Source organism: Inquilinus sp. Marseille-Q2685, from assembly GCF_916619195.1.
In the GTDB taxonomy this organism is placed as follows: domain Bacteria; phylum Pseudomonadota; class Alphaproteobacteria; order DSM-16000; family Inquilinaceae; genus Inquilinus.
Window position 1 is genome coordinate 1 of sequence record NZ_CAKAKL010000004.1, and the last position, 23,017, is coordinate 23,017.

The 23,017-nt window shown below is 70.9% G+C and carries 23 protein-coding genes and 2 pseudogenes; 10 read left to right on the forward strand and 15 right to left on the reverse strand.

The genetic code is table 11. The features are described from left to right. Positions 1 to 288 precede the first annotated feature (288 nt). Together LG391_RS20060 and LG391_RS20065 are read right to left on the reverse strand one after the other, a co-directional pair. Positions 289 to 705 (reverse strand): GFA family protein, encoded by a 417-nt coding sequence (locus tag LG391_RS20060; RefSeq protein WP_225769821.1) that lies wholly within the window; start codon positions 703 to 705, stop codon positions 289 to 291. Next, the gene (locus LG391_RS20065; RefSeq protein WP_225769822.1) at positions 702 to 941 is read right to left on the reverse strand and encodes a hypothetical protein; all 240 of its coding nucleotides are present in this window, start codon (positions 939 to 941) and stop codon (positions 702 to 704) included. Before LG391_RS20065 ends, LG391_RS20060 begins: the two co-directional genes overlap by 4 nt. A gap of 84 nt (positions 942 to 1,025) precedes the next feature. Here LG391_RS20065 and LG391_RS20070 point away from each other — a divergent pair, with 84 nt between their 5' ends. Together LG391_RS20070 and LG391_RS35065 are read left to right on the forward strand one after the other, a co-directional pair. Beyond that, a complete protein-coding gene (locus tag LG391_RS20070; protein ID WP_225769823.1) occupies positions 1,026 to 2,246 on the forward strand; it encodes a helix-turn-helix domain-containing protein in 1,221 nt (406 codons plus the stop codon). Between the two features lie 34 nt (positions 2,247 to 2,280). Next, entirely contained in the window at positions 2,281 to 3,075 is a 795-nt protein-coding gene (locus tag LG391_RS35065) for a DUF5074 domain-containing protein (protein WP_374200756.1), read from the forward strand. 24 nt (positions 3,076 to 3,099) lie between these two features. Here the strand turns inward: LG391_RS35065 and LG391_RS20075 are convergent. The 6 genes and pseudogenes from LG391_RS20075 to LG391_RS20100 form a co-directional block, all read right to left on the reverse strand. Continuing rightward, positions 3,100 to 4,338: pseudogene (locus LG391_RS20075) on the reverse strand (adenylate/guanylate cyclase domain-containing protein); the annotation flags it as partial. A gap of 56 nt (positions 4,339 to 4,394) precedes the next feature. Continuing rightward, complete coding sequence (locus tag LG391_RS20080) at positions 4,395 to 4,805, reverse strand: cupin domain-containing protein (RefSeq protein WP_225770204.1); 411 nt, start codon at positions 4,803 to 4,805, stop codon at positions 4,395 to 4,397. Between the two features lie 81 nt (positions 4,806 to 4,886). Continuing rightward, positions 4,887 to 4,964, reverse strand: a pseudogene (locus LG391_RS20085) (carboxymuconolactone decarboxylase family protein); the annotation flags it as partial. Positions 4,965 to 5,026: 62 nt separating this feature from the next. After that, positions 5,027 to 5,596 carry a membrane integrity-associated transporter subunit PqiC gene (locus tag LG391_RS20090; RefSeq protein ID WP_225769825.1) on the reverse strand — a complete coding sequence of 190 codons (570 nt, stop codon included), beginning with the start codon at positions 5,594 to 5,596 and terminating at the stop codon, positions 5,027 to 5,029. Further along, positions 5,596 to 7,305 carry an intermembrane transport protein PqiB gene (locus LG391_RS20095; protein ID WP_225769826.1) on the reverse strand — a complete coding sequence of 570 codons (1,710 nt, stop codon included), beginning with the start codon at positions 7,303 to 7,305 and terminating at the stop codon, positions 5,596 to 5,598. The genes LG391_RS20090 and LG391_RS20095 overlap by 1 nt, the downstream gene beginning before the upstream one ends. After that, positions 7,292 to 8,575, reverse strand: a complete 1,284-nt coding sequence (locus tag LG391_RS20100; RefSeq protein WP_255646759.1) for a paraquat-inducible protein A — start codon at positions 8,573 to 8,575, stop codon at positions 7,292 to 7,294. Before LG391_RS20100 ends, LG391_RS20095 begins: the two co-directional genes overlap by 14 nt. A gap of 307 nt (positions 8,576 to 8,882) precedes the next feature. On the opposite strand from LG391_RS20100, the gene LG391_RS20105 reads away from it, so the two are divergent. Continuing rightward, entirely contained in the window at positions 8,883 to 9,368 is a 486-nt protein-coding gene (locus tag LG391_RS20105; protein WP_225769828.1) for a hypothetical protein, read from the forward strand. A gap of 33 nt (positions 9,369 to 9,401) precedes the next feature. Here LG391_RS20105 and LG391_RS20110 read toward each other — a convergent pair whose 3' ends face one another. Genes LG391_RS20110 through LG391_RS20120 form a run of 3 tightly spaced genes read right to left on the reverse strand, consistent with a single transcriptional unit; the run spans position 9,402 to position 11,005 of the window. Continuing rightward, a complete protein-coding gene (locus LG391_RS20110) occupies positions 9,402 to 10,283 on the reverse strand; it encodes a LysR family transcriptional regulator (protein WP_225769829.1) in 882 nt (293 codons plus the stop codon). Positions 10,284 to 10,298: 15 nt separating this feature from the next. Beyond that, on the reverse strand, positions 10,299 to 10,463 hold the full coding sequence (locus LG391_RS20115) for a hypothetical protein (RefSeq protein ID WP_225769830.1): 165 nt from the start codon (positions 10,461 to 10,463) through the stop codon (positions 10,299 to 10,301). Positions 10,464 to 10,510: 47 nt separating this feature from the next. Then, positions 10,511 to 11,005: a nucleoside deaminase gene (locus LG391_RS20120; protein WP_225769831.1), complete on the reverse strand. Its 495-nt coding sequence runs from the start codon at positions 11,003 to 11,005 to the stop codon at positions 10,511 to 10,513. A gap of 379 nt (positions 11,006 to 11,384) precedes the next feature. Here LG391_RS20120 and LG391_RS20125 point away from each other — a divergent pair, with 379 nt between their 5' ends. From LG391_RS20125 to LG391_RS20145, 5 genes are read left to right on the forward strand one after another with little or no spacing between them, the layout of a single operon-like run. Beyond that, positions 11,385 to 12,380 (forward strand): ABC transporter substrate-binding protein, encoded by a 996-nt coding sequence (locus LG391_RS20125; RefSeq protein ID WP_225769832.1) that lies wholly within the window; start codon positions 11,385 to 11,387, stop codon positions 12,378 to 12,380. A gap of 4 nt (positions 12,381 to 12,384) precedes the next feature. Continuing rightward, on the forward strand, positions 12,385 to 13,158 hold the full coding sequence (locus LG391_RS20130) for an ABC transporter ATP-binding protein (protein WP_225769833.1): 774 nt from the start codon (positions 12,385 to 12,387) through the stop codon (positions 13,156 to 13,158). 46 nt (positions 13,159 to 13,204) lie between these two features. Beyond that, positions 13,205 to 13,957, forward strand: coding sequence for an ABC transporter permease (locus LG391_RS20135; RefSeq protein ID WP_225769834.1), 753 nt, complete (start codon positions 13,205 to 13,207; stop codon positions 13,955 to 13,957). After that, positions 13,954 to 15,318, forward strand: coding sequence for an amidohydrolase family protein (locus tag LG391_RS20140; protein ID WP_225769835.1), 1,365 nt, complete (start codon positions 13,954 to 13,956; stop codon positions 15,316 to 15,318). The genes LG391_RS20135 and LG391_RS20140 overlap by 4 nt, the downstream gene beginning before the upstream one ends. A 28-nt stretch (positions 15,319 to 15,346) precedes the next feature. Next, positions 15,347 to 16,330 carry an isopenicillin N synthase family oxygenase gene (locus LG391_RS20145; protein WP_225769836.1) on the forward strand — a complete coding sequence of 328 codons (984 nt, stop codon included), beginning with the start codon at positions 15,347 to 15,349 and terminating at the stop codon, positions 16,328 to 16,330. Between the two features lie 217 nt (positions 16,331 to 16,547). On the opposite strand, the gene LG391_RS20150 is transcribed toward LG391_RS20145, so the two are convergent. Beyond that, positions 16,548 to 17,447: a hypothetical protein gene (locus LG391_RS20150; protein WP_225769837.1), complete on the reverse strand. Its 900-nt coding sequence runs from the start codon at positions 17,445 to 17,447 to the stop codon at positions 16,548 to 16,550. Positions 17,448 to 17,729: 282 nt separating this feature from the next. Between LG391_RS20150 and LG391_RS20155 the strand changes: the two genes are divergently transcribed. Then, positions 17,730 to 18,803, forward strand: coding sequence for a tartrate dehydrogenase (locus LG391_RS20155; RefSeq protein WP_225769838.1), 1,074 nt, complete (start codon positions 17,730 to 17,732; stop codon positions 18,801 to 18,803). Here the strand turns inward: LG391_RS20155 and LG391_RS20160 are convergent. Further along, positions 18,785 to 19,732, reverse strand: a complete 948-nt coding sequence (locus tag LG391_RS20160) for an AraC family transcriptional regulator (protein ID WP_225769839.1) — start codon at positions 19,730 to 19,732, stop codon at positions 18,785 to 18,787. The two genes, LG391_RS20155 and LG391_RS20160, sit on opposite strands and share 19 nt — an antisense overlap. A 162-nt stretch (positions 19,733 to 19,894) precedes the next feature. Between LG391_RS20160 and LG391_RS20165 the strand changes: the two genes are divergently transcribed. Then, positions 19,895 to 21,100 carry an MFS transporter gene (locus LG391_RS20165; protein WP_225769840.1) on the forward strand — a complete coding sequence of 402 codons (1,206 nt, stop codon included), beginning with the start codon at positions 19,895 to 19,897 and terminating at the stop codon, positions 21,098 to 21,100. A gap of 7 nt (positions 21,101 to 21,107) precedes the next feature. Here LG391_RS20165 and LG391_RS20170 read toward each other — a convergent pair whose 3' ends face one another. Together LG391_RS20170 and LG391_RS20175 are read right to left on the reverse strand one after the other, a co-directional pair. Beyond that, positions 21,108 to 21,977 carry an N-acetylmannosamine kinase gene (locus tag LG391_RS20170; protein ID WP_225769841.1) on the reverse strand — a complete coding sequence of 290 codons (870 nt, stop codon included), beginning with the start codon at positions 21,975 to 21,977 and terminating at the stop codon, positions 21,108 to 21,110. Positions 21,978 to 22,166: 189 nt separating this feature from the next. Further along, on the reverse strand, positions 22,167 to 23,012 hold the full coding sequence (locus LG391_RS20175; RefSeq protein WP_225769842.1) for a MurR/RpiR family transcriptional regulator: 846 nt from the start codon (positions 23,010 to 23,012) through the stop codon (positions 22,167 to 22,169). Between the last annotated feature and the right edge of the window lie 5 nt (positions 23,013 to 23,017).

The following is a 23,017-nucleotide window of genomic DNA, read 5'->3' on the forward strand; positions in this document are numbered from 1 at the left end:
GGACACGGGCTGACCGCGTCGGTCGGGTTCGCCTGCGGCGAACCCGACATCCCGCCGTCGTCGCGGCCTCGAACCTGTTGGGTTCGCGTGCCGCGAACCCAACCTGCGAAATCCGGTACCTTTTCGCCTCTCCCGCCCCGCGGGAGGGGCCGGAGGCGCTCGGCACCTCCGGGGAAAGCCGGGACCTGGGGGTCAAGAGCTGATTTGATCGCCGCGGACAACGAACCGGACAATTGCGGTCCGATAGGCCACCGCGCCGGCCGAAGACCGGCGTCGGCGGGCCGCATCTCACATCGGCGGCATCTTCTCGAATTGCGGCAGGGACTCGTCGATGCGGTCCCAGGCGTGGCCGCGGATGCGGTAGGTCACCACCTGCGGCCTGAACCGGGCCGGATCGTCGAGGCTGGCGGCGTGCACGGTGAAGACGTCGGGCTTGGCCGCGGAGGTCAGGTAGACCGGCGATCCGCAGACGGGGCAGAAGGCGTGGCTCTTCACGTTGCCGTTGTCGGCGACGATGGCCCAGCGCGTGGCCTCGCCCTGGAGCTTCTTCACCCCCGCGCTCGGGAAGGTCAGGTAGGAGCCGTGGCCGGTGCCGCTCCGCTGCTGGCAGTCGCGGCACTGGCAGTCGTTCATGAACACCGGCTCGGCCGTGATCTCATAGCGGATCGCGCCGCAGGCACATCCGCCGGTCCAGGGTTCGCTCATTCCTTCTCTCCTCGTGCGGTCAGCCTCAGCCAGGGCGCCGCGTGAAAGACGCTCATCAGCAGGTACATCGGCACCATCCCGCCCAGCGGCGACAGGCCCGCGGCCGAGCAGAGGACATCCGCCTCGCCGCCGGACAGGCCCGTGACCAGTGCCATGAAGGCGAAGGTCGGTGTGGCCGCGAGGTGCAGCCAGCCGGCTGCGCCGGGCGGGCGGCGGGGCATCGCGAGGTCAGCCATCGTTCCACTCTCCATTGGTGTCCGGTGGGTTAGACTGGCGCCGGAGGCCGGGCGTCGGGGAGTGACAAGTGTGACGGGATTCCGATGGACTCGCTGATCACGGCGGCGGGGCGGGCGTTGGCGGCGGGTGATCCGCTCGGCGCCTTGAACCGGGTGGCGCTGCGCGACGACGCCCCGGCGCTGGCGCTGCGCGGCATCGCCATGGCGCAGCTGGGCGACTTCGCCCGGGCCAAGACCCTGCTGCGCCGCGCGGCCCGCGCCTTCGGGGCGAAGGAGGCCGTGTCCCGCGCCCGCTGCATCGTCGCCGAGGCCGAGGTCGCACTGGCCTCGCGCGACCTGGGCTGGCCGCCCAAGGCGCTCGACGCGGCGCGCGCGACGCTGGAAGCGCATGGCGACCGGCTGAACGCCGCCCATGCGCGCACCCTGGCGATCCGCCGCCTGGTGCTGATCGGGCGGCTCGACGAGGCCGAGCAGGCGTTGTCCGCGCTGGATCCCGCGCCCTTCCCGCCGGCCTGGCGGACCGCGCATGAGCTGGGGGTCGCCGGGATCGCGATGCGGCGCCTGCGGACCGCGCCGGCGCGTGCCGCGCTGGCCCGGGCCGGGCACGCCGTGCGCCTGGCCCGGATCCCGGCGCTGGCGGCGGAGGTCGAGGCCGCGTCCCGCATGCTGGAGACGCCGGCGGCGCGCCTGATCGCGCGCGGCGAGGAACGCCTGCTGCGGCTGGCGGAGGTCGAGACGCTGCTCGCGTCGCCGGCCCTGGTCGTGGATGCCTGCCGCCATGTCGTGCGCGACCCGGGCACAGCGGTGCCGCTGGCCCGGCGCCCCGTGCTGTTCGCGCTGGCCCGCGCGCTGGGCGAGGCCTGGCCCGGCGACGTGCCGCGGGGCACGCTGCTGCAGCGGGCCTTCGGGGCGAAGTTCGCCGACGAGTCGCACCGGGCGCGGCTGCGGGTGGAGATCGGGCGGCTGCGCGCGGCGCTGCGGCCGCTGGCGGGCGGGACCGCGACGGCGCGCGGCTTCGCCCTGGTGCCGCGGCCCGGCCGCGCGGTCGTGGTGCTGGCCCGGCCGGTGGAGGAGCGGCACGCGGCGGGGCTGGCCTTCCTCGCCGACGGCGAATCCTGGGCCAGCTCGGCCCTGGCGCTGGCGCTCGGCGCCAGCCAGCGCACCGTGCAGCGCGCGCTCGACGCGCTGGCGGAGGCGGGCAAGGTGCAGGCGTTCGGCCGGGGCCGGGCGCGCCGCTGGGCGACCCCGCCCCTGCCTGGTTTCACGACGGCCTTGTTACTCCCGGCTCCGCTGCCCGACGGCTAGGCTGGCCCCTATGAAACGATCGAGGAAACGATCCATGGCCGACATCATCCGCGAATACGGGCCCTTCCCGGGCGTCGACGAGGTGGCCGGCGTCACCTATGACGGCGAGCACGTCTGGTTCGCCTCCGGCGACAGGCTCAACGCCCTCGACCCGAAGAGCGGGAAGACGGTGCGCTCGCTCGACGTGGCGGCGCATGCGGGGACGGCCTTCGACGGCCGGCACCTGTTCCAGATCGCCGAGAGCCGCATCCAGAAGATCGACCCGGAGACCGGGCGCGTGCTGGCCACCATCCCGGCGCCCGGCGGCGGCGGTGACTCCGGCCTGGCCTGGGGCGAAGGCACGCTCTGGGTCGGGCAGTACCGGGAGCGCAAGATCCACCAGATCGATCCGGAGACCGGCAAGGTGCTGCGCACCATCGAGTCCAACCGCCACGTCACCGGCGTCAGCTGGGTCGACGGCGAGCTGTGGCACGCCACCTGGGAGGCGGACGAGAGCGAGCTGCGGCGGATCGATCCGCAGTCGGGCGAGGTCCTGGAAAGCGTCGAGATGCCGGCCGGGGTGAACGTCTCAGGCCTCGAATCCGACGGCGGCGACCGGTTCGTCTGCGGCAGCGGCAAGAGCGGGCTGGTGAGGGCCGTCCGCCGGCCCGGCCGGAAGCGCCGCGGCTGCGGCCGGTCAGGGGGCTCAGGGGATCTCGTAGAGCGTCAGCTCGTTGGCGATGCCGCGCAGCGTGTGGCGCTGCGCGACCGGTTCGATGCCGCTGCTCTGCAGCAGCCTCGCGGCGTCGGAATTCCTCACCACCGCCTCCGTCGCGAAGATGGCGCGTGAGTTCACCAGGGTCTGCACGCGGGAGGCGATGTTGACGGTCTGGCCGAAATAGTCCTGGCGCTCGTTCAGCGTGACCGCGAGGCACGGCCCCTCGTGGATCCCGATCTTGAGCACCAGGTCCTCGCTGGCATGCGCGTCGTTCAGGCGGCCCATGGCGTCGCGCATGCGCAGCGCCGCGGCCACGGCACGGTCGGGCGTGGGGAAGGTGGCCATCACGGCGTCGCCGATGGTCTTGACCACGGCGCCCGCCTCGGCCGCGACGATCTCGTGCAGCACGCGGAAATGGGCCCGCACCAGGTCGAAGGCGGCAAGGTCGCCGACCCGCTCGTATAGCGCCGTCGACCCTTTGAGATCGGTGAACAGGAACGTCATGCTCGTGATCTTGAGCCGCTGGTCGATGTCGAGCGTGTCGGTCCGGTAGATGTCGCGGAAGGTCTGGTTGGTGAGCAGGCGCTTGGCGGTCAGGAACGGCTTGCGCCGGCCCAGCAGCTCGTGCAGCGCGTGCCCCGCGATCCAGACCCCGGCCAGCACCCGCCGACGGGTGCGGTTCTCGACCGAAAGGCGCAGAGGGCCGGGCCGCAGCGGGATGGTCTCGTTCGGCCGGTGCACCGGATCGATGATGAAGGACAGCGTCTGGCGGTCGCGCGTGGGCTCGCCCTTCACGTCGAGGAACTGCGTCGCATGGCTGACGGGATCGAAGACGATCAGGAACTCCGCCGGCAGTTGCAGCGACAGGATCGCCTTCTCGCCCGCCGGCAGCTCGACGAAGTCGAGGGTGATGTCCTCGATCAGCCGCTCGAAATCCGGCGGCAGGTCGACGCCGGTGCCCCAGAACACCTGGCGGCAATACTCCACCGGCGGCAGCGTGTCGGGGTCGTGCGCCCCGATCCGGCGCACCCGCGGACTGACGGTGAAGGCCACCTCCACCATCTCGTCGAGCGTGGGCTCGTAGCCCGCGGCGCACAGGGCGCAATGGTATTCGTCGCGGTCCAGCGACCTCAGCGTGGTGCCGGCGTCCAGGACGCCGCCGCAGCCGGGGCAGAGCACGTTCCAGGACAGCTCGAACAGGCCAAGGCGCGCGGCGTGCAGGAACACCGCGATGGCGCGCTCGGCGTCGATCCCGGCCTGGGCCGCGAAGTCGAAGACGTTGACGCGGCAGAGCGCGCGGTCCGGCCCGTCCTGCACCAGCCGCTCCACCGCTGCCGCAGCCTCCCCGTCGGCAGACTGCCGCAGGGCCGCGAACAGGGCCTGGATTTCGCTCATGGCGCGATTTTACGCCGAATTCGAGGAAACGCCAGACGCGGTGCCGGAGCCTCGGCTCAGCCTCCACTTCCGGCGGCGCCGTACTGGTCGTCGGACACATGCTCCAGCCAGTCGACGCTCTTGCCGTCGACCGCCTCCGCGACGGCGACATGGGTCATGGCCGAGGTCGCGGTCGCGCCGTGCCAGTGCTTCTCGCCCGGCGGGATCCAGACCACGTCGCCGGGGCGGATTTCCTCGACCGGGCCGCCCTCGCGCTGCACCCAGCCCTGGCCGGAGGTGACGATCAGCGTCTGGCCCAGCGGATGGGTGTGCCAGGCGGTGCGGGCGCCGGGCTCGAAGCTGACGATGGCGCCGCCGACCCGCGCCGGATCGGCCCGCTGGAAGCGCGAGGCGATCCGGACCGTGCCAGTGAAGTATTCCGCCGGGCCGGGCTGGGCCGGCGTCGAGCCGTGGCGAACGATATCCAATGTCGTGCTCCCTTGCGTCTCGGGGCCGGCGGTCTCGCCCGGCGGCAGCCCGCGCGCCTCGAACACCGATCTGGCGACCGGGACCGCGGACATCGCCCTGGGCCAGCCGGCGTAGAAGGCGAGATGGGTGATGACCTCAGACAACTGGGCCCGGGTCAAGCCGTTGTCGATCCCCCGGCATCGTTCCGCTGCGATGACGGGGTTCGCTCGTCTGGCCCGCTCTACCGCATCCCCCCTGCGATGCGGTCGGCGAGCTCGCCCAGGGCGTCGCTCATGGCCCGAGCCTGGGCGGCGGCGGTGTCGTCCCCCGGGCGGCGGGTGATGCGGGCGGTCTCGGTCCGGGCCCGGCCGCCGGCCTTGCGCCGCACCCGCCACTGCGCCTCCAGCACCACCGTGCCGTCGGGATCCGGGTCGAAGCGGCTGAGCGCCAGCTCGATCGTCATGGCCTCGTCGCCGGACAATGTCCGGCTGGTGGTGACGACCGAGCCGGCCGGCAGGCGCGCCGCCAGGTCGTCGGCCAGCACCCGCTGCACCATGTTGGCCAGCGGCTCGCCCCAGCGCTCGAACTCCTCGACGCCGAGCTCGACCGCGCCGGAGCGGCGGACGATCTGCGGCCGGTCGAGATATTTCGGGATGTCGACCAGCGCCACCGACGCCGTGGTCGGCCGGCCGCCGGCCGCCGCGCCCGGCACCGTCGTCAGGGTGTAGACCTTGGGCGGCGGCGAGGAGCAGGCGGCGAGCGCCGACCCGGCGAGCAGGGCGGCGAGCGCGGCGCGGCGGGACAGGATCATCAGTTCAGCCCCTGTGTCTTGCCCCGGATCAGCGCCTCGGGGTGCTGCTCGAGATAGTCGGTGAGGACGCGGACCGAGCGCAACGTGTCGTCGACCTGGCTCATCAGCCGGGTCAGGTCGCGCTTGAAGGTCGAATCCGCGCCATAGCCCTGGTTGATCGAACCGAGCGTGCCGCTCAGCCGCTGCACTGCCTGCTGCGCCGTGGTGAGGAGCGGCGGCAGCTTCTGCATCACCGGGCCGAGATCGGTGTTGGCCTGGCCCAGCAATTGCTGGGTCGAGGAGAGGGCGCCGGACAGCGAGCGCAGCGAGTCCGTGATCTCCGGCGCGGCCGCGAGGCTTTCGAAGGACTTCAGCGTGGCGTTGGCCTGCTCGATCAGCCGGTCGAGCGGCAGCGCCGAGACCTTGTCCAGGATGCCGTTGATCGAGCGCATGGCGCTGTCGAGCTGCCCCGGCACGCTCGGGATCACCGGATAGCGGTCGCCCGTGCCCAACTCCGCCGGCGGCGCGTCGGGGTCCATGTCGAACGTCACCACCATCGCGCCGGTCAGCAGGTTGCCGGTCTTCAGCTGCGCCCGCAGCCCGCGCCGGACCAGCGCCGCCACATTGGCGCCGCTGCCGAAATTCGGGTCGGCGCCGACCAGCTCGATCCGCTGCGGCTCCACCTCGATCGTGACCGGGATCCGCGCCAGGCCCGCGGCGACATCGTATTGCAGCCGGACATCGGTGACCTGGCCGATCTTGATGCCGTGCCATTCGACCGGCGCGCCCGGCGCCAGGCCGCCGACCGAGCCGTCGAAATACACCAGATAGGGCAGTCGGATGGTGTAGTCCGCGTCCTGGCTGCTGGTGGCGTCCTTGTACAGGGTGAAGACGGTGTCGGTCTTGGCCGGTTCGCCGATGCGGGCGGTGGCCGGGGGGGCGAAGGCGACACCGCCGGCCAGCACCGCCGCCAGGGATTCCAGCTCGAGCTTGAAGCCTTGCGGACCGGTGGTCAGCGAGATGCCGGCGGCGTTCCAGAACCGGGTGCCGTCATGGACGTACCGGTCATACGGCGCCCGCACGAAGGCGTGGATGGTGACCCCGGCTTCGAGATCGCTCGAATCGTAGCCGGTGATCTCGCCGACCTGCACGCCGCGGAAATAGACCGGGGAGCCGGCCCCCACCGAGCCGATCCGCTCCGCCTTCAGCAGATAGGACGTGCCCGGCACCCCGGCCCGCACCACCGGCGGGTCCTCCAGCCCGGTGAAGCTGCGCTCCTCGGCACCCTGGCCGGGGTCGAGCTCGATATAGGAGCCGGAGACGATGGTGGAGAAGCCGGTCAGCCCGCCCGAGGCCGACAGGCGCGGCCGCACCACCCAGAACCGCGTGCCGGCGCGCAGATGCGGCGCCGCCTCCCTGGTCATCTCGGCGGTGACCTCGACATGGCTGAGGGCCTCGGTCAGGGCGATGGTCTTGACCGTGCCGAACACCACCTCCTTGTGCTTGATCAGGGTCTTGCCGGCCTCCAGCCCGTCCGCGGTCTGGAAGCTGATGGTGATGGTCGGCCCCTTCTCGGAGAAGGTGATCCAGGCGAGGTAGAGTCCCACCAGCGCCGCCACGATCGGCAGCAGCCAGATCGGCGACAGACGGCGCTTGCGGTCGATGCGGGGCGTGGGTGCCGCAGGCGGCACCGGCGCGGTCGTGTCGCGCAGCACTTCAGCTTCGCTCATGGTTCTCTCCCGCCGCGTCCCACATCAGGCGCGGATCGAACGTCATCGCCGCGATCATGGTGATGATCACCACGGCGGCGAAGGACACGGCGCCGATTCCGGGCTCGATCGTCGCCAGCTGGCCGAGCTGGACCAGCGCCACCAGGATCGAGATCATGAAGATGTCGATCATCGACCAGCGGCCGACCGCCTCGACGATCCGGTAGATCACGGTGCGGTTGCGCAGCTGCCCCGCCTTGCCGCGCTGGGTCGTGACCAGCAGATAGATCAGCCCGGCCAGCTTCAGCACCGGCACGGTGATCGAGGCGAAGAACACCAGCAGCGCCAGCGGCCACATGCCGGCATCGGCCAGCTCGATCACCCCGCTCATGATCGTGTCCGGCGCGCCGCTGCCCAGCGAGATCACGGTCATCACCGGGAACAGGTTGGCCGGGATGTAGAGGATGATCGCGGTCACCACCAGCGCCCAGGTGCGGGTCAGGCTCTCCGGCCGCCGCCGGTGCAGCGCAGCGCCGCAGCGCGGGCAGTCGCCATGGCTGCCGGGCGGCAGGTTCGAGACCAGGCCGCAGCCATGGCACAGGCAGGTCGGGCGGCGCGGATCGGCCGGCGGCGGGGTCGGCACCAGGCCGCGGCGCTCGAACTCCCGCCACACCGTCTCGGTGTCCAGGCTGGTGCCGGCGGCGATGATCGCCAGCATCAGCCCGCCGACGGAGTAGAGGCCGGGCCCGACCACGATGGTGGCGAGGTCGATCAGCTTCACATAGGCGACGAAGACGCCGAGCATGTAGACCTCGACCATCGCCCAGGGCCCCAGCAGGTCGGCCCAGCGATAGAGCCGGGGCAGCCAGCGCGGCGGCCGCCGGAGGCGCAGGCCCCCCAGCACCACGAACAGCGTGCCCAGCCGCAGCGCCGGCGCGACGAGCATGGTCAAGGCCACCACCGCCGCCAGCTCCCACAGCCCCTGCCGGTAGAGGGCGAAGATACCGGTCACGAGGCTGGCGGCCTGCACCCGGCCGGAGATCTCCAGCGAGATGAAGGGCAGGACATTCGCCATCAGCAGCAGCACCAGCCCGGCGCAGGTATAGGCGAAGGCATGGTCCAGCGAACTGGCGCGAAAGCGGTGCAGGGTGGCGCCGCAGCGGATGCATCGGGCCGCGGTGCCGTCCGGCAGCACCGGCACGGCGTGGTCCAGGCCGCATTCGTGGCATTCCATCAGGCGCGCGGCGCCCGATCGTCCCGCGGCGCTTAGCTCAGATCCACTCGGCGTCAAGCATCTGTCCCGGAAGAAGTCCCCGACTCACCATGCCTGTCCCTTCTTTCAATGTCATCAATGCGTTGCCAAGGGACACTGCGACGAGAACCGGATTTTACCAGAATGAGCTCGACGCTGTTCCGGAATAATTTCCGACCTCATAGTATAATATGAAGAGCTCCGCCGAGCGCGACCTTAAAATTCGTTGAACATCATATATTTTTCTGTCCAGAATGGACGGATCGCAAGTCTTTTTTGAATTTTCAGGCTGAGGGGTGCGCCCCGCCGAGAATTCAGAACACGATATTGAGAGGGGGAAGCAGTTATGGCACTCGGTTCCTTCAGGGCTCATCGCCGGATCGTCCTCGCTGCCGCTCTTCTGGCGCTGGCGGCCTGCGCAAAGCAGGGCGGCGGCGGCACCGGCACCGCCACCGAAACGGTCAAGAACCAGACGCCGTCCGGCACCGTCGAGATGCACCAGATCCAGGCCGCCTTCATCGGCAGCGGCGATACCGGCAGCGGCACCCTCCGGTTCCAGGGAAAATCCTATCCGTTCAACGTCTCGGGGCTGGGAGTCGGCGGCATCGGCGTGTCGACGGTCGAGGCCACCGGCGAAGTCTACGACCTAGCGAAGGTCGACGACTTCGAGGGCGCCTATGTCCAGGGCCGCTACGGCTTCGCCGTCGGCGAGGAGAGCGGCGGCGCCCTCTGGCTGAAGAACGACAAGGGCGTGGTGATGCGCCTCAAGACCAAGCGTACCGGCCTGATGCTGAGCCTCGGCGGCGACGCGGTGGTGATCACCCTCAAATAGATCCCGGACACCGGGCCGGACGGCGGCCATGCCTTAAGGTCGGCGCCCGGCCCCGGCTTGCACCAGCAGCCACTGGCGGAATGCCCGCATCGAGGCGCTTTCCTCGCGCGATTTCAGCCGCGTCAGCCAATAGCCGCCGGCCTGCACCGTCGTGTCGAAGGGCTGGACGATCCGGCCCGCCTCGATCTCCCGCCGGAACATCGCGACCGGGACCAGCGCGACGCCCGCGCCCTGCTCCGCCGCCTGCACGAGCGCCAGCGACGAATCGAACATCCAGCCCCGGAGAGCCGGCGGCTCGAGGCCGGCCGCCCTGAACCAGAGGGACCACTCATCCCTGCGGTAGGACCGCAGCAGCTCCTCCCCCGCCAGATCCGCCGGGGTGCGCAGCCGCCGGGCGACCGCCGGCGCGCAGACCGGGGACAGGGGCGCGTCCATCAGGTGAATGGCGTCCGTCCCGTGCCAGGCGCCGTCGCCGAACCGGATGAACAGGTCCAGGCCGTCGAGCAGGATGTCCGACCGGTTGTTGTTGGTCTTCAGGCGCAGATCGACATGCGGATGCTGGTCCCGGAACGGCGCCAGGCGCGGCAGCAGCCAGCCGATGGCGAAGGTGCCGACCACGCCGATGGTGAGGATCTCGCGGAAATTCCCTTCCTCGAACTGGCTGAGCGCGGTGCTCATCCGGCGGAACGCGTCGGTGAGCACCGGCAGCAGCACATGGCCTTCGTCGGTCAGGGCCAGGCCGCGCGACAGGCGCTTGAACAGGGTGACGCCCAGCACCTCCTCGAGCGCCTTGACCTGATGGCTGATGGCCGTCTGCGTCACCCGCAGCTCCAGCCCCGCCCGGGTGAAGCTGCAATGCCGCGCCGAAGCCTCGAAGGCCCGCAGGGCGTTCAGCGGCAGCTGCGAGATGTCCATGGCCGCGGATGCGCGTCAGGCGTGATGCGCGTAGAGCACGGCGGACTGGTCCAGGTGGCGGACCATCGCCGCCTCGGCCGCATCCGGGTCGTGCCGACGGATGTGCTTCCGTCGGACGATGGGCTCGACCGAATCCCGCACCAGATGACCTCCCGCCCGGCCGCTCCATGCCGCGACCACGATGGCACGATCATCATACCATCATGGCCGGCCGGCATCACCGTCGGCTATGGAGCGGACGGCCGCCAGAAGCCGTCATGGACCCGGGCGGAGTCCTCCGCCAGCAACGGGCCGACCACCTCGATCCGCCGCTGGCCTGCGGCCAGGACCTCGCGGCAGGGCAGATCCATCGTCAGGTTCTCCGGATCGGGGCCGATCAGCGCCTTGAGCGCCCGCTCGCCGAGGCCGTAGACCACCCGGCCGACCCCGGCCCAGTAGACCGAGCCGGCGCACATCGCGCAGGGCTCCGCGCTGGAATACAGGGTGCAGCCGGCGAGGAAGGCGGTGTCGTACCGGGCCGACGCCTCGGTCATCAGGTTGCGCTCGGCATGGCCGGTGCGGTCGCCGCGCGTGCCGCAGGTGTTCATCGCCTCCAGCAGGATATTGCCGTCGGCATCGGCCAGCAGCGCGCCGAAGGGATGGTCGCCGCGCGCCCGCGCCTGTTCGGCCAGCCGGATCGTCCGGCGCAGCAGCTCGACGTCGCGATCCGGGGAGATCGCCATGGCCCCCTCCTCTTCTCTGCTCCCCGCAGTCCTAGCCGGCCCCAGGCGTTGCCACAAGGATCGGGATGAGCAGTCTTCGGGCAAGCGCGGATCTGACCATTGTTTGGGCAGGTTGCCCGAATCCGGATCGCCCCTCGCCTGCAGGAGCACGGGAACCATCGCCGTTTCAGCGGCCTCCGGACTGGCATGCTTCCTGCATCATTCGGAGTGACGAGTAGAAGCGGTCAGGGCCGAGGCCCGGGACATTGCTCGGCAGGATCGACGCTTGGGGCGATGCCATGCCGACTTCTCCGTTCAGCGACACGACAGGCGCAGCACCCGGCCGGCCCGGCATCGGGCGGGAGGACCACGTCTGCGCCGCGAACCAAGGGGGCTTTCCGTGCACGGAACACTCGCGAGGCTGCTCGGCGGGGTCTTCGCCCTGGCCGCTTCCATCCCGGCCGCGCAGGCGGCGGACAAGGTCGTCTACCAGCTGGACTGGCTGCCGGGTGGCGACAAGGCGCCGATCTATGTCTGCGTGCAGAAGGGCTTCTGCGCCGAAGCCGGGCTGGACGTCGCGATCGAGAGCGGGCGCGGCTCGTCCGAGGCGATCACCAAGATCGCGACCGGCAATTCCGACATCGGTTCCGCCGGGCTCGGCGCGCTGATGGAGGCGCGGGCGATCGAGAAGGGGCCGGTCACCGCCGTGATGTCGCTGTTCAACCAGGGCCCGCACGCCTTCTACGCCCTGGCCGGCAGCGGCATCGCCAAGGTGGCGGACGTGAAGGGCAGGTCCGTCGCCACCTCGCCCTTCACCGAGTCCAACATCTATCTGCCGCTGGTGCTGGGCGACGCCGGCCTGTCCGAGGCCGACATCACCCTGACCAAGGCCGATCCCGGCGCACTGGGACCCATGCTGATGACCGGCCGGACCGACGTCATCATCGCCTGGCTGACCGACGTCGCCCGCTACACCGGACAGGCGCGGGAGGCGGGCAAGGAGCTGGTCATCCTGCCCTGGGCGGCGGCGGGGCTGGACCTCTACTCCGCCTCGCTGATCGCCTCGGACCGGTTCCTGAAGGAGCGGCCGGAGGCGGCCCGGCGCTTCGTCGCCGCCTACAGGAAGTCGCTCGAGTTCACCAAGGCACATCCGAAGGAGGCGGCGGAGGCGGTCGCGGCCATGGTGCCGGAGCTGTCGGCAGAGGATGTCGAGGGCTCGGTCAAGGACGCGCTGGTCCTCGCCTTCAACGAGGTGACGGAGAAGGACGGCCTGGGCGTGTTCGAGCCGAGCCGGCTGAAGGCAACCTGGGAGCGGGTGGCCAAGGCGGAGAAGCTGGACCCGGCGGCGCTGAACCCGGAATCCGTCGTCGACCGCAGCTTCCTGCCGGGGATGTGAGAGCATGACGGCCCCGCCCGCCATCCGCTTTTCCGGCGTCGAGCAGGCCTTCCCCACCGAGGCCGGCACGATCCGCGCCCTCGCCGGCGTCGACATGGCGACCGGCCGGCACGAATTCGTCGCCGTCCTCGGCCCGTCGGGCTGCGGCAAGTCGACCCTGCTGCGGCTGGCCGCCGGCCTGCTGCGCCCGACCGCCGGCACGGTCGAAGTGTTCGGCAGGCCGGTGACCGAGCCGCGCGACGACATCGGCATCGTGTTCCAGAAGCCGACGCTGCTGCCCTGGGCAACCGTCGAGGACAATGTCGTCTTCCCGGCCCGGCACAAGACCGGCCGGGTCGGCCCCGGCGACCGGGAGCGCGCCCGCGCCCTGCTGGCCCGGGTCGGCCTGGCCGGCTTCGAGAAGCGGCTGCCGGCGGAGCTGTCGGGCGGCATGCAGCAGCGCGTCGGCATCGCCCGGGCGCTGTTCATGGACCCGGACATCCTCCTGATGGACGAGCCCTTCTCCGCCCTCGACGCCCTGACCCGCGAGGAGATGGGCTTCGAGCTGCTGCGGATCTGGGAGACGCAGCCGAAGACGGTGCTGTTCATCACCCATTCGATCGGCGAGGCGGTGCTGCTGGCCGACCGGGTGGTGGTGCTGAGCGAGCGGCCCGGCCGCGTCGTCGAGGACTTGGCCGTCGGCCTGCCCCGGCCGCGCGGCATCGACACCAGCAACCACAAGGCCCTGCACGACCATGTCGGACATCTCCGCGCCCTCCTCCTCAAGCGTGCGGCCTGAACGCGATGCCGCCGCAGGGCGGCCGCGGGTCGTGCGGCTGGCCCGCATGCCCGGCCTGCTGCCGGCCGCGACCTTCGCGCTGATCCTGGTCGCCTGGGAGGCGTCCTGCCGCCTGCTCGACATCCCCAGCTTCCTGCTGCCGGCGCCGAGCCGGATCCTCGGCGGCTTCGAGGCCGTCGAGACCACGCGCTGGCTGGAGCATGTCTGGGCGACGCTTCGGGTGGCGCTGATCGGCTATTTCGCATCGATCGCGATCTCGCTGCCGATCGCGGTCGGGCTGGCGCGGTCGGAGCTGCTGTCGCGGGCGCTGTACCCGATCCTCGTCGTCGTGCAGTCGGTCCCGGTGGTGGCGGTGGCGCCGATCATCATTGTCGGGCTCGGCTCCGGCGACGCGCCGCGCGTCGTCATCACCGGCCTGATCACCTTCTTCCCGCTGGTGGTCTCGATCACCACCGGGCTGATGGCGACCCCGCCCGAACTGATCGAGCTGTCGCGCAGCCTGCGCGCGCCGGCGATCCGCGAGATCACCCAGATCCGCCTGCCCTTCGCCGTGCCCTATATCTTCTCGGCGCTGAAGATCTCGATCACCCTCGCCGTGATCGGCGCGGTGGTGGCGGAGTTCGTCGCCGCCGAGAAGGGCCTCGGCTACTTCATCCAGTTCTCGACCTCGATGTTCAAGGTGCAGCAGGCCTGGGCCGGGCTGGTCGTGCTGGTGCTGCTGTCGCTGGCGCTGTTCCACCTGGTCACCGCGGCGCAGCGCTTGTGGTTCCCCTGGAGCCTGCCGCGGGGCCGCGCATGACCGACTTCGTGATCACGGGCGCCGTCGGCATCCTGACCGGCCTGCCGGGCGCCGCGGCAAGGGCGTCGGGCGGCATCCGGGTGCGCGGCGGCGTCATCGCCGAGATCGGCGCGCTGCGGCCGGAGCCGGGCGAGCGGGTGGTCGACGCCACTGATGCGGTCGTCACCCCCGGCTTGGTCAACACCCATCACCACCTGTTCCAGAGCGTGCTGAAGGCGGTGCCGGAGGGAATGAACGAGCCGCTGGCCGCCTGGCTGCGCCTCGTCCCCTATGCCTATTGGGACCGGCTGGACGAGGAGGCGATGCGCGTCGCCGCCACGATCGGCCTGGCCGAGCTGGCGCTGTCCGGCGCGACGACGGTCGCCGATCATCATTATGTCTACTCGGAGCGCTACGATTTCGATCCGGACGCAATTCTGTTCGAGATGGCAGAGCGGTTCGGTCTGCGCTTCGTCCTGGCCCGCGGTGGCGCCACCAAGGGCCGCGCCTTCGATTCCGGCCGCAGCGCGCCGCTGCCGACCGAACCGCTGGACCGCATGATCGCCGCGGTGGAGGCCACGGCCCGGCGCTGGCACGACCCCTCCCCCGCCGCGATGCGCCGGGTCGCCTTCGCCCCGACCACGCCGACCTTCTCGCTGGAGCAAGGGGAGCTGCGCGAGGTCGTCGCCGCGGCCCGGGCCATGGGCCTCAGGCTGCATTCGCATCTGTCGGAGACGATCGACTACGTCACCTACACCATGGCGCGCTACGCCCAGCGGCCGGTGGAGTGGCTGGCCGGACATGGCTGGCTGGGGCCCGACGTCTGGTTCGCCCATCTGGTCGAATGCGACGAGGCCGAACTGCGGCTTCTGGCCGAGACCGGCACCGCCATGGCGCATTGCCCGCAGGCCAATGCCAGGCTGGGATCCGGCATCGCGCCGGCCGACCGGCTGCATGCCCTCGGCGGGACGGTGTCGCTGGCGGTCGACGGGGCGGCGGCGAACGAGGCCGCCGACATGGCCTCGGCGCTCTACGCCGCCTTCTCGCTGCACCGGGCGCAGAAGGGCGCGGCCGCGACCACCGCGGAGACCGTGCTGCGCTGGGCCACGGCCGGCGGCGCCCGCGCCCTGGGCTTCGACGCGATTGGCACGATCGAGCCGGGCAGGCAGGCCGATCTCGCGATCTTCGACCTCGGCGCGCCGCGCTATCTCGGCCAGCACGACCGGGCGCTGGGTCCGATCATCTCGGGCGGCGGGGCGCGGGTCCGGCACAGCTTCGTCGGCGGCCGGCCGGTGGTGGAGGACGGACGGCTGCCCTGGCTCGACCTCAGCCAACTGGCCGCCGACGCCGGACGGGTCGTGGCCCGGATCGCCGGAACCTGAGGACCGCATGTCACGGAAGGAGAGTTCGATGACCGACAGCACGCTGGCGGAGCTGCGCCGGGAGGCGACCTATGGCGGCGAAGGGCGGGAGAAGCCGCGCGAGGTGCCGCGCATCGACATGAGCCGCTACGAGGCGCGGAAGGCGGAGATCGCCGACGCGCTTTGGACGGCGGCGACGGAGATCGGCTTCTTCCAGCTGGTCGACCACGGCATCGCGCCGGAGCTGGTGGACGAGGTCTTCGCCATGGCGGAACGCTTCTTCGCCCTGCCGCAGGAGATCAAGGCCAAGTATCCGCTGGTCGGCGGCAGCAATGCGGGCTGGGAGTACAAGACCCAGGTGCGGCCCTCGACTGGCACCGCCGACCAGAAGGAATCCTACCAGATCACCCTGCCGCGCATGGCGCCGCTGTGGCCGGACGGCGAGGAACTGCCGGGCTTCAAGGCGACGATGCTGGCCTTCGAGCGGGCGAACTGGGCGCTCGGCATGAAGGTGCTCGAGTGCTTCCGGCTGAAGCTCGGCTTCCCGCCCGACTTCTTCACCGCGGCGCACGACCCGCAATCGCCGGAATATCAAAGCACGCTGCGCCTGCTGCACTACCTGCCGATGAAGGATGCGCGGCCGGAGGACTTCACCTTCTGGCGGGCCGGGGCGCACACGGATTTCGACTGCCTGACGCTGCTGCATCAGCGGCCCGGCCAGGGCGGGCTGCAGCTGTGCCCCGGCAAGGAGGCCGAGGCGCTGGAATGGACCGATGTCGAGCCGCTGCCCGGCGTCGTCACCTGCAACATCGGCGACATGCTGATGCGCTGGAGCGACGACCGGCTGTTGTCGACCCTGCACCGCGTCCGCATGCCGAAGCCGCAGGAGCCGCAGGGGTCGCGCTACTCCATGGCGTTCTTCTGCCAGGCCAACCGGGACGCGGTGATCCAGGGTCCGGAGCGCCGCTACGACCCTATCACGGCGCATGACTACCTCCAGCAGCGGATCGCGGCCAATTTCGCGAAGGGCTGACATCACCGGCCTTCGAGATCGACCCTCCATCCCCATTCCGTCATCGCGAGGCGCGGCACGCCCCTTTTTAGTTCAGAAGAGGGCCATCCCAGGGGCCGGTGCCGCTGGATGGCCGCGCCCCTTCGGGGCTCGCCATGGTTCGGGGGCATGGGCCTGCTCTCTGGATCAAGTCGGGATCCCAATCGGTCCGGCCGTCGGCATAACTGCGGGCACCGGCCTACACGCGCAGCTCCGTGTCCAGGGTGGCGACGATCTCCTCGCCCCACAATACCCGCGCAGAGAAGACGTAGTGCGACAGGGTGCGCGAGGCCGAAAGGCAGTCGGCGTGGAAGGATAGCGACACGGCGGCGGGGACAAGCCTGAGCGCCGCGACGTCGGTCCGGACCACGGAGTAGTCGACTTCCTTGCCCAGGATGTGGTGCAGGAGGCGGCTCACCACCTGGGCGATGGTCTCGGCGATGATCGCGACCGGCCAGGCCGGATAGCCGGGAAAGTGGCCGGCGCACCGGGCCGGCGCCAGCGGCTGGCTGCGCGCCGTCAGCGACAGCGCCTGCGGCTCGTCGAATTCCAGCGGGATCGGCTCCCGGTAGGGAGACCCTTCCGCGAGAGGGGTCTCTTCGGTCCGGTAGTCCTGGAACAGCCGCTGGAACACCCGTTCCGGCAGGGCCTGATAGTCGCAATGCAGATGGGCGAAAGGCCTGCCGTCCGACACGATCGCCTGCGCTTTCAAGGAACGCCGGTCGTGGCTCACCGTCTCGGCGGTCGCCTCGAAGATCCGCCCTGGCTCCCTCGGCTGGGCGCCATCGAGGGTGCTGAAGCGCGCCCTGGTCGCGAGATAGTAGATTCGTTCCGTCGCCCGGCCGGCCACGGCGGCGCAGGAGCCGAGAATGGCGAGATGCCGCCCGACCTCGGCCGAAGCGACCGGCCCGCGTTCGTAGCCGGTCGTCTGCTCCGAAGCGAAGACGCCTCGGACGGCACCATCCGGAAGGCCCTGCAGCTCGCCGAAGGCGAAATAGGGAGCCTGCACGGCAATGCGATCACAGATCGTCGAGATATCCAACCGCGGCATCAAATCGCCTCCATGGTGAAACCATCGCACAGCCTCGGCCGGGAGCATCGCGGTTACCGATGCCACGGCGATTGGCGATCACCGGCGCGAGCGCCAGTAGTTTTTAGATACATTTTTCCTTTTCATTATCGTTCAGATCGTAATTCATGCATCTCCGGCACATCAATATTTCAGTGTATAGAAAATAAGAATAAAATCTGCACTTATATTGCGACCATCACCTCGCTCGCAAATAGGCCGAAGCACGCTTGCCGCCGGTCGCCACAGCGCTGGCCGGAATGCGTTCATTGGCGCAAGGATGAGACTGTCCACAGCCCTGGAGAGTCGCCCGTGCGTGAATACGCCATCGCAGCCATCCCCGCCGACGGCATCGGCCCCGAGGTGATCGCCGCCGGCATCACGGTGCTGGAGGCGCTGCAGCAGCGGCTCGGCGACGTCCGGTTCGAGGTGACGACCTTCGACTGGGGATCGGACCACTACAAGCGCCACGGCGCCATGATGCCGGCGGACGGGCTGGAGATCCTGAAGCCGTTCGACGCGATCTATTTCGGCGCGGTCGGCGCGCCGGACGTGCCGGACCACATCACCCTTTGGGGCCTGCGGCTGCCGATCTGCCAGGGCTTCGACCAGTACGCCAATGTCCGGCCGACGCGGATCCTGCCCGGCATCACCTCGCCGCTGCGCCATGCCGGCCCCGGCGACCTGGACTGGGTGATCGTGCGCGAGAACTCCGAAGGCGAGTATTCCGGCCATGGCGGCCGGGCCCATCGCGGCCTGCCCGAGGAAGTCGGCACCGAGGTCGCGATCTTCACCCGGGTCGGCGTCACCCGGATCATGCGCTATGCCTTCCGGCTGGCGCAGGCGCGCCCGCGCAAGCTGCTGACCGTGGTCACCAAGTCGAACGCCCAGCGCCACGGCATGGTGATGTGGGACGAGATCGCGGCCGAGGTCGCGGGGGAATTCCCCGATGTCACCTGGGACAAGATGCTGGTCGATGCCATGACGGTGCGGATGACGCTGAAGCCGCGGAGCCTCGACACCATCGTCGCGACCAACCTGCATGCCGACATCCTGTCCGACCTGGCCGGCGCGCTGGCCGGCAGCCTGGGCGTGGCGCCGACCGCCAACATCGATCCGGAGCGGCGCTTCCCGTCGATGTTCGAGCCGATCCACGGCTCGGCCTTCGACATCACCGGCAAGGGCATCGCCAACCCGGTCGCCAGCTTCTGGACCGCGGCCCAGATGCTGGAGCATCTCGGCGAGCGCGAGGCGGCCGAGCGGCTGATGCGCGCGGTCGAGCGGGTGACCGCGGCCGGGATCCTGACCCCGGATGTCGGCGGCACCGCGACGACCAAGGAGGTCACCGACGCTGTGGTCGACGCGATCTACAGCTCGAACGTCTGACCGTTGGCCGAGCCGGCGCGGATCGCTCCGGGCGACCGGCCGATCACCCGCTTGAAGGCCCGGCTGAACGCGGCCTGCGAGCCGTAGCCGAGGCGGTGGGCCGCGGCCTCGATCGGCATCCGGTCGCGGCCGATCCACTGCGCGGCCAGGCGCATCCGCAGGTCGGCGACGTAGCGCAGCGGGGTCAGGCCGGTGACGGCCAGGAAGCGCTCGGCGAAGACCGAGCGCGAGGCGCCCATCTCCGCCGCCAGCTCGGCCACCGTCCAGTCGCGGCCGGGGTCGCGGTGCATGGCGGCGATGACGCGGCCGAGGCGCGGGTCGCGCAGCGCCTCGATCCAGCCCTTGGCCTCGCCGCAGCCGCATTCGACCCAGCCGCGGACGATGGAGGCGGAGACGACATCGGCCAGCCGTGCCAGGATCGCGGCGAAGCCGGCGCGCTCGTCGCAGGCCTCGCGTGCCATGGCTTCGAGCATCGGCAGGATCTCGGGGTAGCGGTTCAGCAGCGTGCCGACCAGCATCACCTCCGGCATCAGCGCCACCAGCGGGTGCATGCCGCCGAGGTCGAACTCCATGCAGCCGCTGAAGATCAGCATGCCCGAGCCCGGGTCGCAGCCCTCCGGACAGGCGCGGATGATGCGGACGCTCTGGCACAGCGTCTCGCCCTCGAAGCTGGAGATGTCGCGGCTGACCTGGTCGGGTGCGGACAGGATCTCGTGCGGCCCGCCGCGCGGCAGCAGCACGGCGTCGCCCGAGTTCAGCGTGTGCGGCGTCCCATCGGCGGTGCGCAGCACCACCGGGCCGCGGGCGACGAAGTGGAACTGGGCCCGGCCGGCGATGGTGCCGAAGCCGATGCCGAAGGGCGGCGCGATCGCGATCCGGCGGTAGTGCACCCCGAACAGGCGCATGCCCAGCAGCAGCTCGCTGACCAAGTCGCCGGCGGGCCGCGGCGGAGGCTGGCGGGGTGTCGGCTGCTCGGATCGCGATTCGGACGGACGATCAAACATTCCGGAGTATCTGACATGGATCGTCCGGAGAGTCCATCCTACCTTCTGCTGCACTGCATCAAAACCTCTCTTTGAAGGATGGTCCCCATGATCGAGGGAGCACAGCGGACGGGCGCGGCGCCGGCGCGGGAGGAGCCGGCCTGGGGCGCGGTGTTTTCGATGACGCTCGGCGTGTTCGGGCTGGTGACGGCGGAGTTCCTGCCGGCCAGCCTGCTGACGCCGATGGCGGCGGATCTCGGCGTCACCGAGGGCCTGGCCGGCCAGGCGGTGACGGCGACTGCGGTGGTGGCGCTGGTGACCAGCCTGCTGGTCTCGGCCGCGACCCGGCGGCTCGACCGGCGCTACGTGCTGCTGGCCTTCTCGATCCTGCTGACGGTGTCGAACCTGCTGGTCGCCTTCGCCCCCGGACTGCCCGCCCTGCTGCTGGCGCGGGTGCTGCTGGGCGTCGCGCTGGGCGGCTTCTGGACCATGGCGGCGGCGACGGTGATGCGGCTGGTGCCCGACGCGCTGATCCCCCGCGCCCTGTCGCTGCTGTTCAGCGGCGTCTCCGCCGCCACGGTCGCCGCCGCCCCGCTGGGCAGCTATTTCGGCGACATCATCGGCTGGCGCGGCGTGTTCCTGATTGCGGCGGCGCTGGGGCTGCTGGCGCTGGCCGTGCAGTTCGCTACGCTGCCGCGCATGGCGCCGAACACGCGGACCAGCCTGCGCACCCTGGTCGAGGTGCTGGCCCGGCCGCAGGTCGGCTTCGGCATGCTGGCCGTGCTGCTGGTGTTCACCGGCCATTTCGCCTTCTTCACCTATATCCGGCCGTTCCTGGAGACCGTGACCGGCGTCGGCATCACCGGCGTCTCGGGCATCCTGCTGGGCTTCGGCATCGCCAATTTCCTGGGCACCTTCCTGGGCGGCTTCCTGCTGGAGCGCAGCATGCGGCTGACCATGATGCTGATGCCGCTGACCATGGGCATCCTGGGCCTCGGCCTGGTGGCGGTGGGCGGCGGCGCGCCGGTGGCGAACACGGCGATGGTGGCGCTGTGGGGCGTGGCCTTCGGCGCGGTGCCGGTGGCTTGGTCGACCTGGCTGACCCGCACCGTGCCCGACGAGGCGGAGAGCGCCGGCGGCCTGCTGGTGGCGGCGGTGCAGCTGGCGATCGCCACCGGCGCCGCGGCCGGCGGCGCCATCTTCGACGTCAGCGGCGCGCTCGGCGTGTTCACCGCCGCCGGCTTCGTGCTGCTGGTGGCCGCGGTCATGATCCTGCTCGGCATCCGGCCGCGGACGGCGGCGGCGGCCGCCTGACGGAAGCTCAGCGGGGCTGATCGGCTACCATCAGGTCGGCCATGCCGATCAGCCCGGCATCGTGACCCAGGGCGGCCGGGCGCAGCGGCAGGCGGAACTGCCGTGGCTCGGCCGCCAGCGCAAGCTCAACCCGGCTGAGGAACCCGTCGGCCAGGCCGACGCCGCCGCCAATCACGGCGAGGTCGAGATCCAGCGCCGCCTTCAGATCGGCCAGCAGCCGGGCGATGGCGGCGGCGGCGCGGTCGATCAGCGCCGAGGCCGTCGGGTCCGTCTCCGCCCGCCGGAACAGGCTCGGCGTGTCCACCTCTTCTCCGAAAGCCTCCGTCGCCGCGGCGGCGAGAGCCCTGCCGGAAGCCACGGCCTCGACGCAGCCGCGCCTTCCGCAGCCGCAGAGCGGCCCGTCCGGCACCGCCACGACATGGCCGAGATGCCCGGCCAAGCCGCCCGGCCCGACCCGCAGCCGCCCGTCCAGCACCAGCCCGCCGCCGACGCCGGTCGAGACGGTCAGGAACACCGTCGAGCCGACGCCCTGCGCGGCACCGTCGCGGAACTCCCCCCAGGCTGCGGCCTGGGCGTCATTCACCGCCCGCACCGTCACCCCGAGCCGGTCCTGCAGCGCCGCGACCAGAGGCGAGTCCGGCGGCACCGGCAGGGTGCCGGGGTTGGTGGCGGAGAGTCGGCCGTCACGCACCAGGCCGGTGGTGGCGACACCGACCGGCCCGTCGGCCCAGCCGGCCACCAGGGCGGCGACGGCCTCGACCAGACTTTCGAACCTTCCGTCGCGCGGCGTCGGCGCTTGGCGCCGCTCCAGCACTTTGGCGCCGGCCACCCGGGCGGCGGCGATCTTGGTCCCGCCGAGATCGACGACGGTGGTCATCGGGGTCCTTCAGCTCCCAGGCAAACCCCTTCCAAACTCCCCTCCCCTTGCGGGAGGGGGTGGAGAGAGGGTTTGCCCGGGGACGAATCCCCGCCTTCTGCTCCAACGGCACGAGCCCCTCCCTTCCCCTCCCGCAAGGGAGGGGGAGAGTAAGAAGGAAGCGTCGGTGCGAAACCGGCTATCCCCATCTCAATACCCACGATCGGCCACGCTCTGCGCGGTGCGGCGGATGGCGTCGCGGGCGCCGGGATCGCGGTCGGCGATGGTCTCGAACAGCATGTCGACGATCACCAGTTGGCTGATCTTCGAGGCCAGCGCCCCGCCGGTCAGCGGCGTCTCCGGCGCCGAGGCCAGCAGCACCACATCGGCCAGGCCGGTCAGCGGGCTCTTGGTGCGGTTGGTGATCGCCGCCAGGAAAGCGCCCGCCTCCTTCGCCAGCGTCGCGGCGCGGACCACGTCGAGGGTGGAGCCGGAGCTGGAGACCGCCAGCGCCACATCACCCTGCCCCAGCGCCGCGGTCGCCATCGCCGCCATATGCGGATCGTCATGCGCCACCGCCTGCAGCCCGATCCGGGCCAGCTTGTACTGGGCGTAGCGCGCGGTGATGGCCGAGGCGCCGACGCCGAACACCAGCACGCGACGCGCGGCCCTGAGGCGGTCGGCCACCGCCTCCACAGCCGCCGGGTCCAGCAGGGCCTCGGTCTGGCGCAGCGCGTCGACGGCCCGGTCGACGATGCGGAACAGTGCGTGCCGCCCCGCCTCTTCCGCCCGCGCCGGCTGGGCTGAGGCCAGTTCCGTCGCCAGCGCCAGCTTGAAGCCCTGGAAGCTGGGGAAGCCCTGCTCGCGGCAGAAGCGGATCACCGAGGCCTCGGAGGAGCCGGAGGCCTCGGCCAGCTCGGTCACGGTCTGCGACAGCACCCGCTCCGGTCCGTCCAGCACGTAGTCGCCGATCCGGCCCAGCGCCGGCGACAGGCCGGGATTGGCCGCCCGCAGGCTGGCCAGCACCTTGCGGCCGATGGTCGGGATCTCGCTCATCGCTA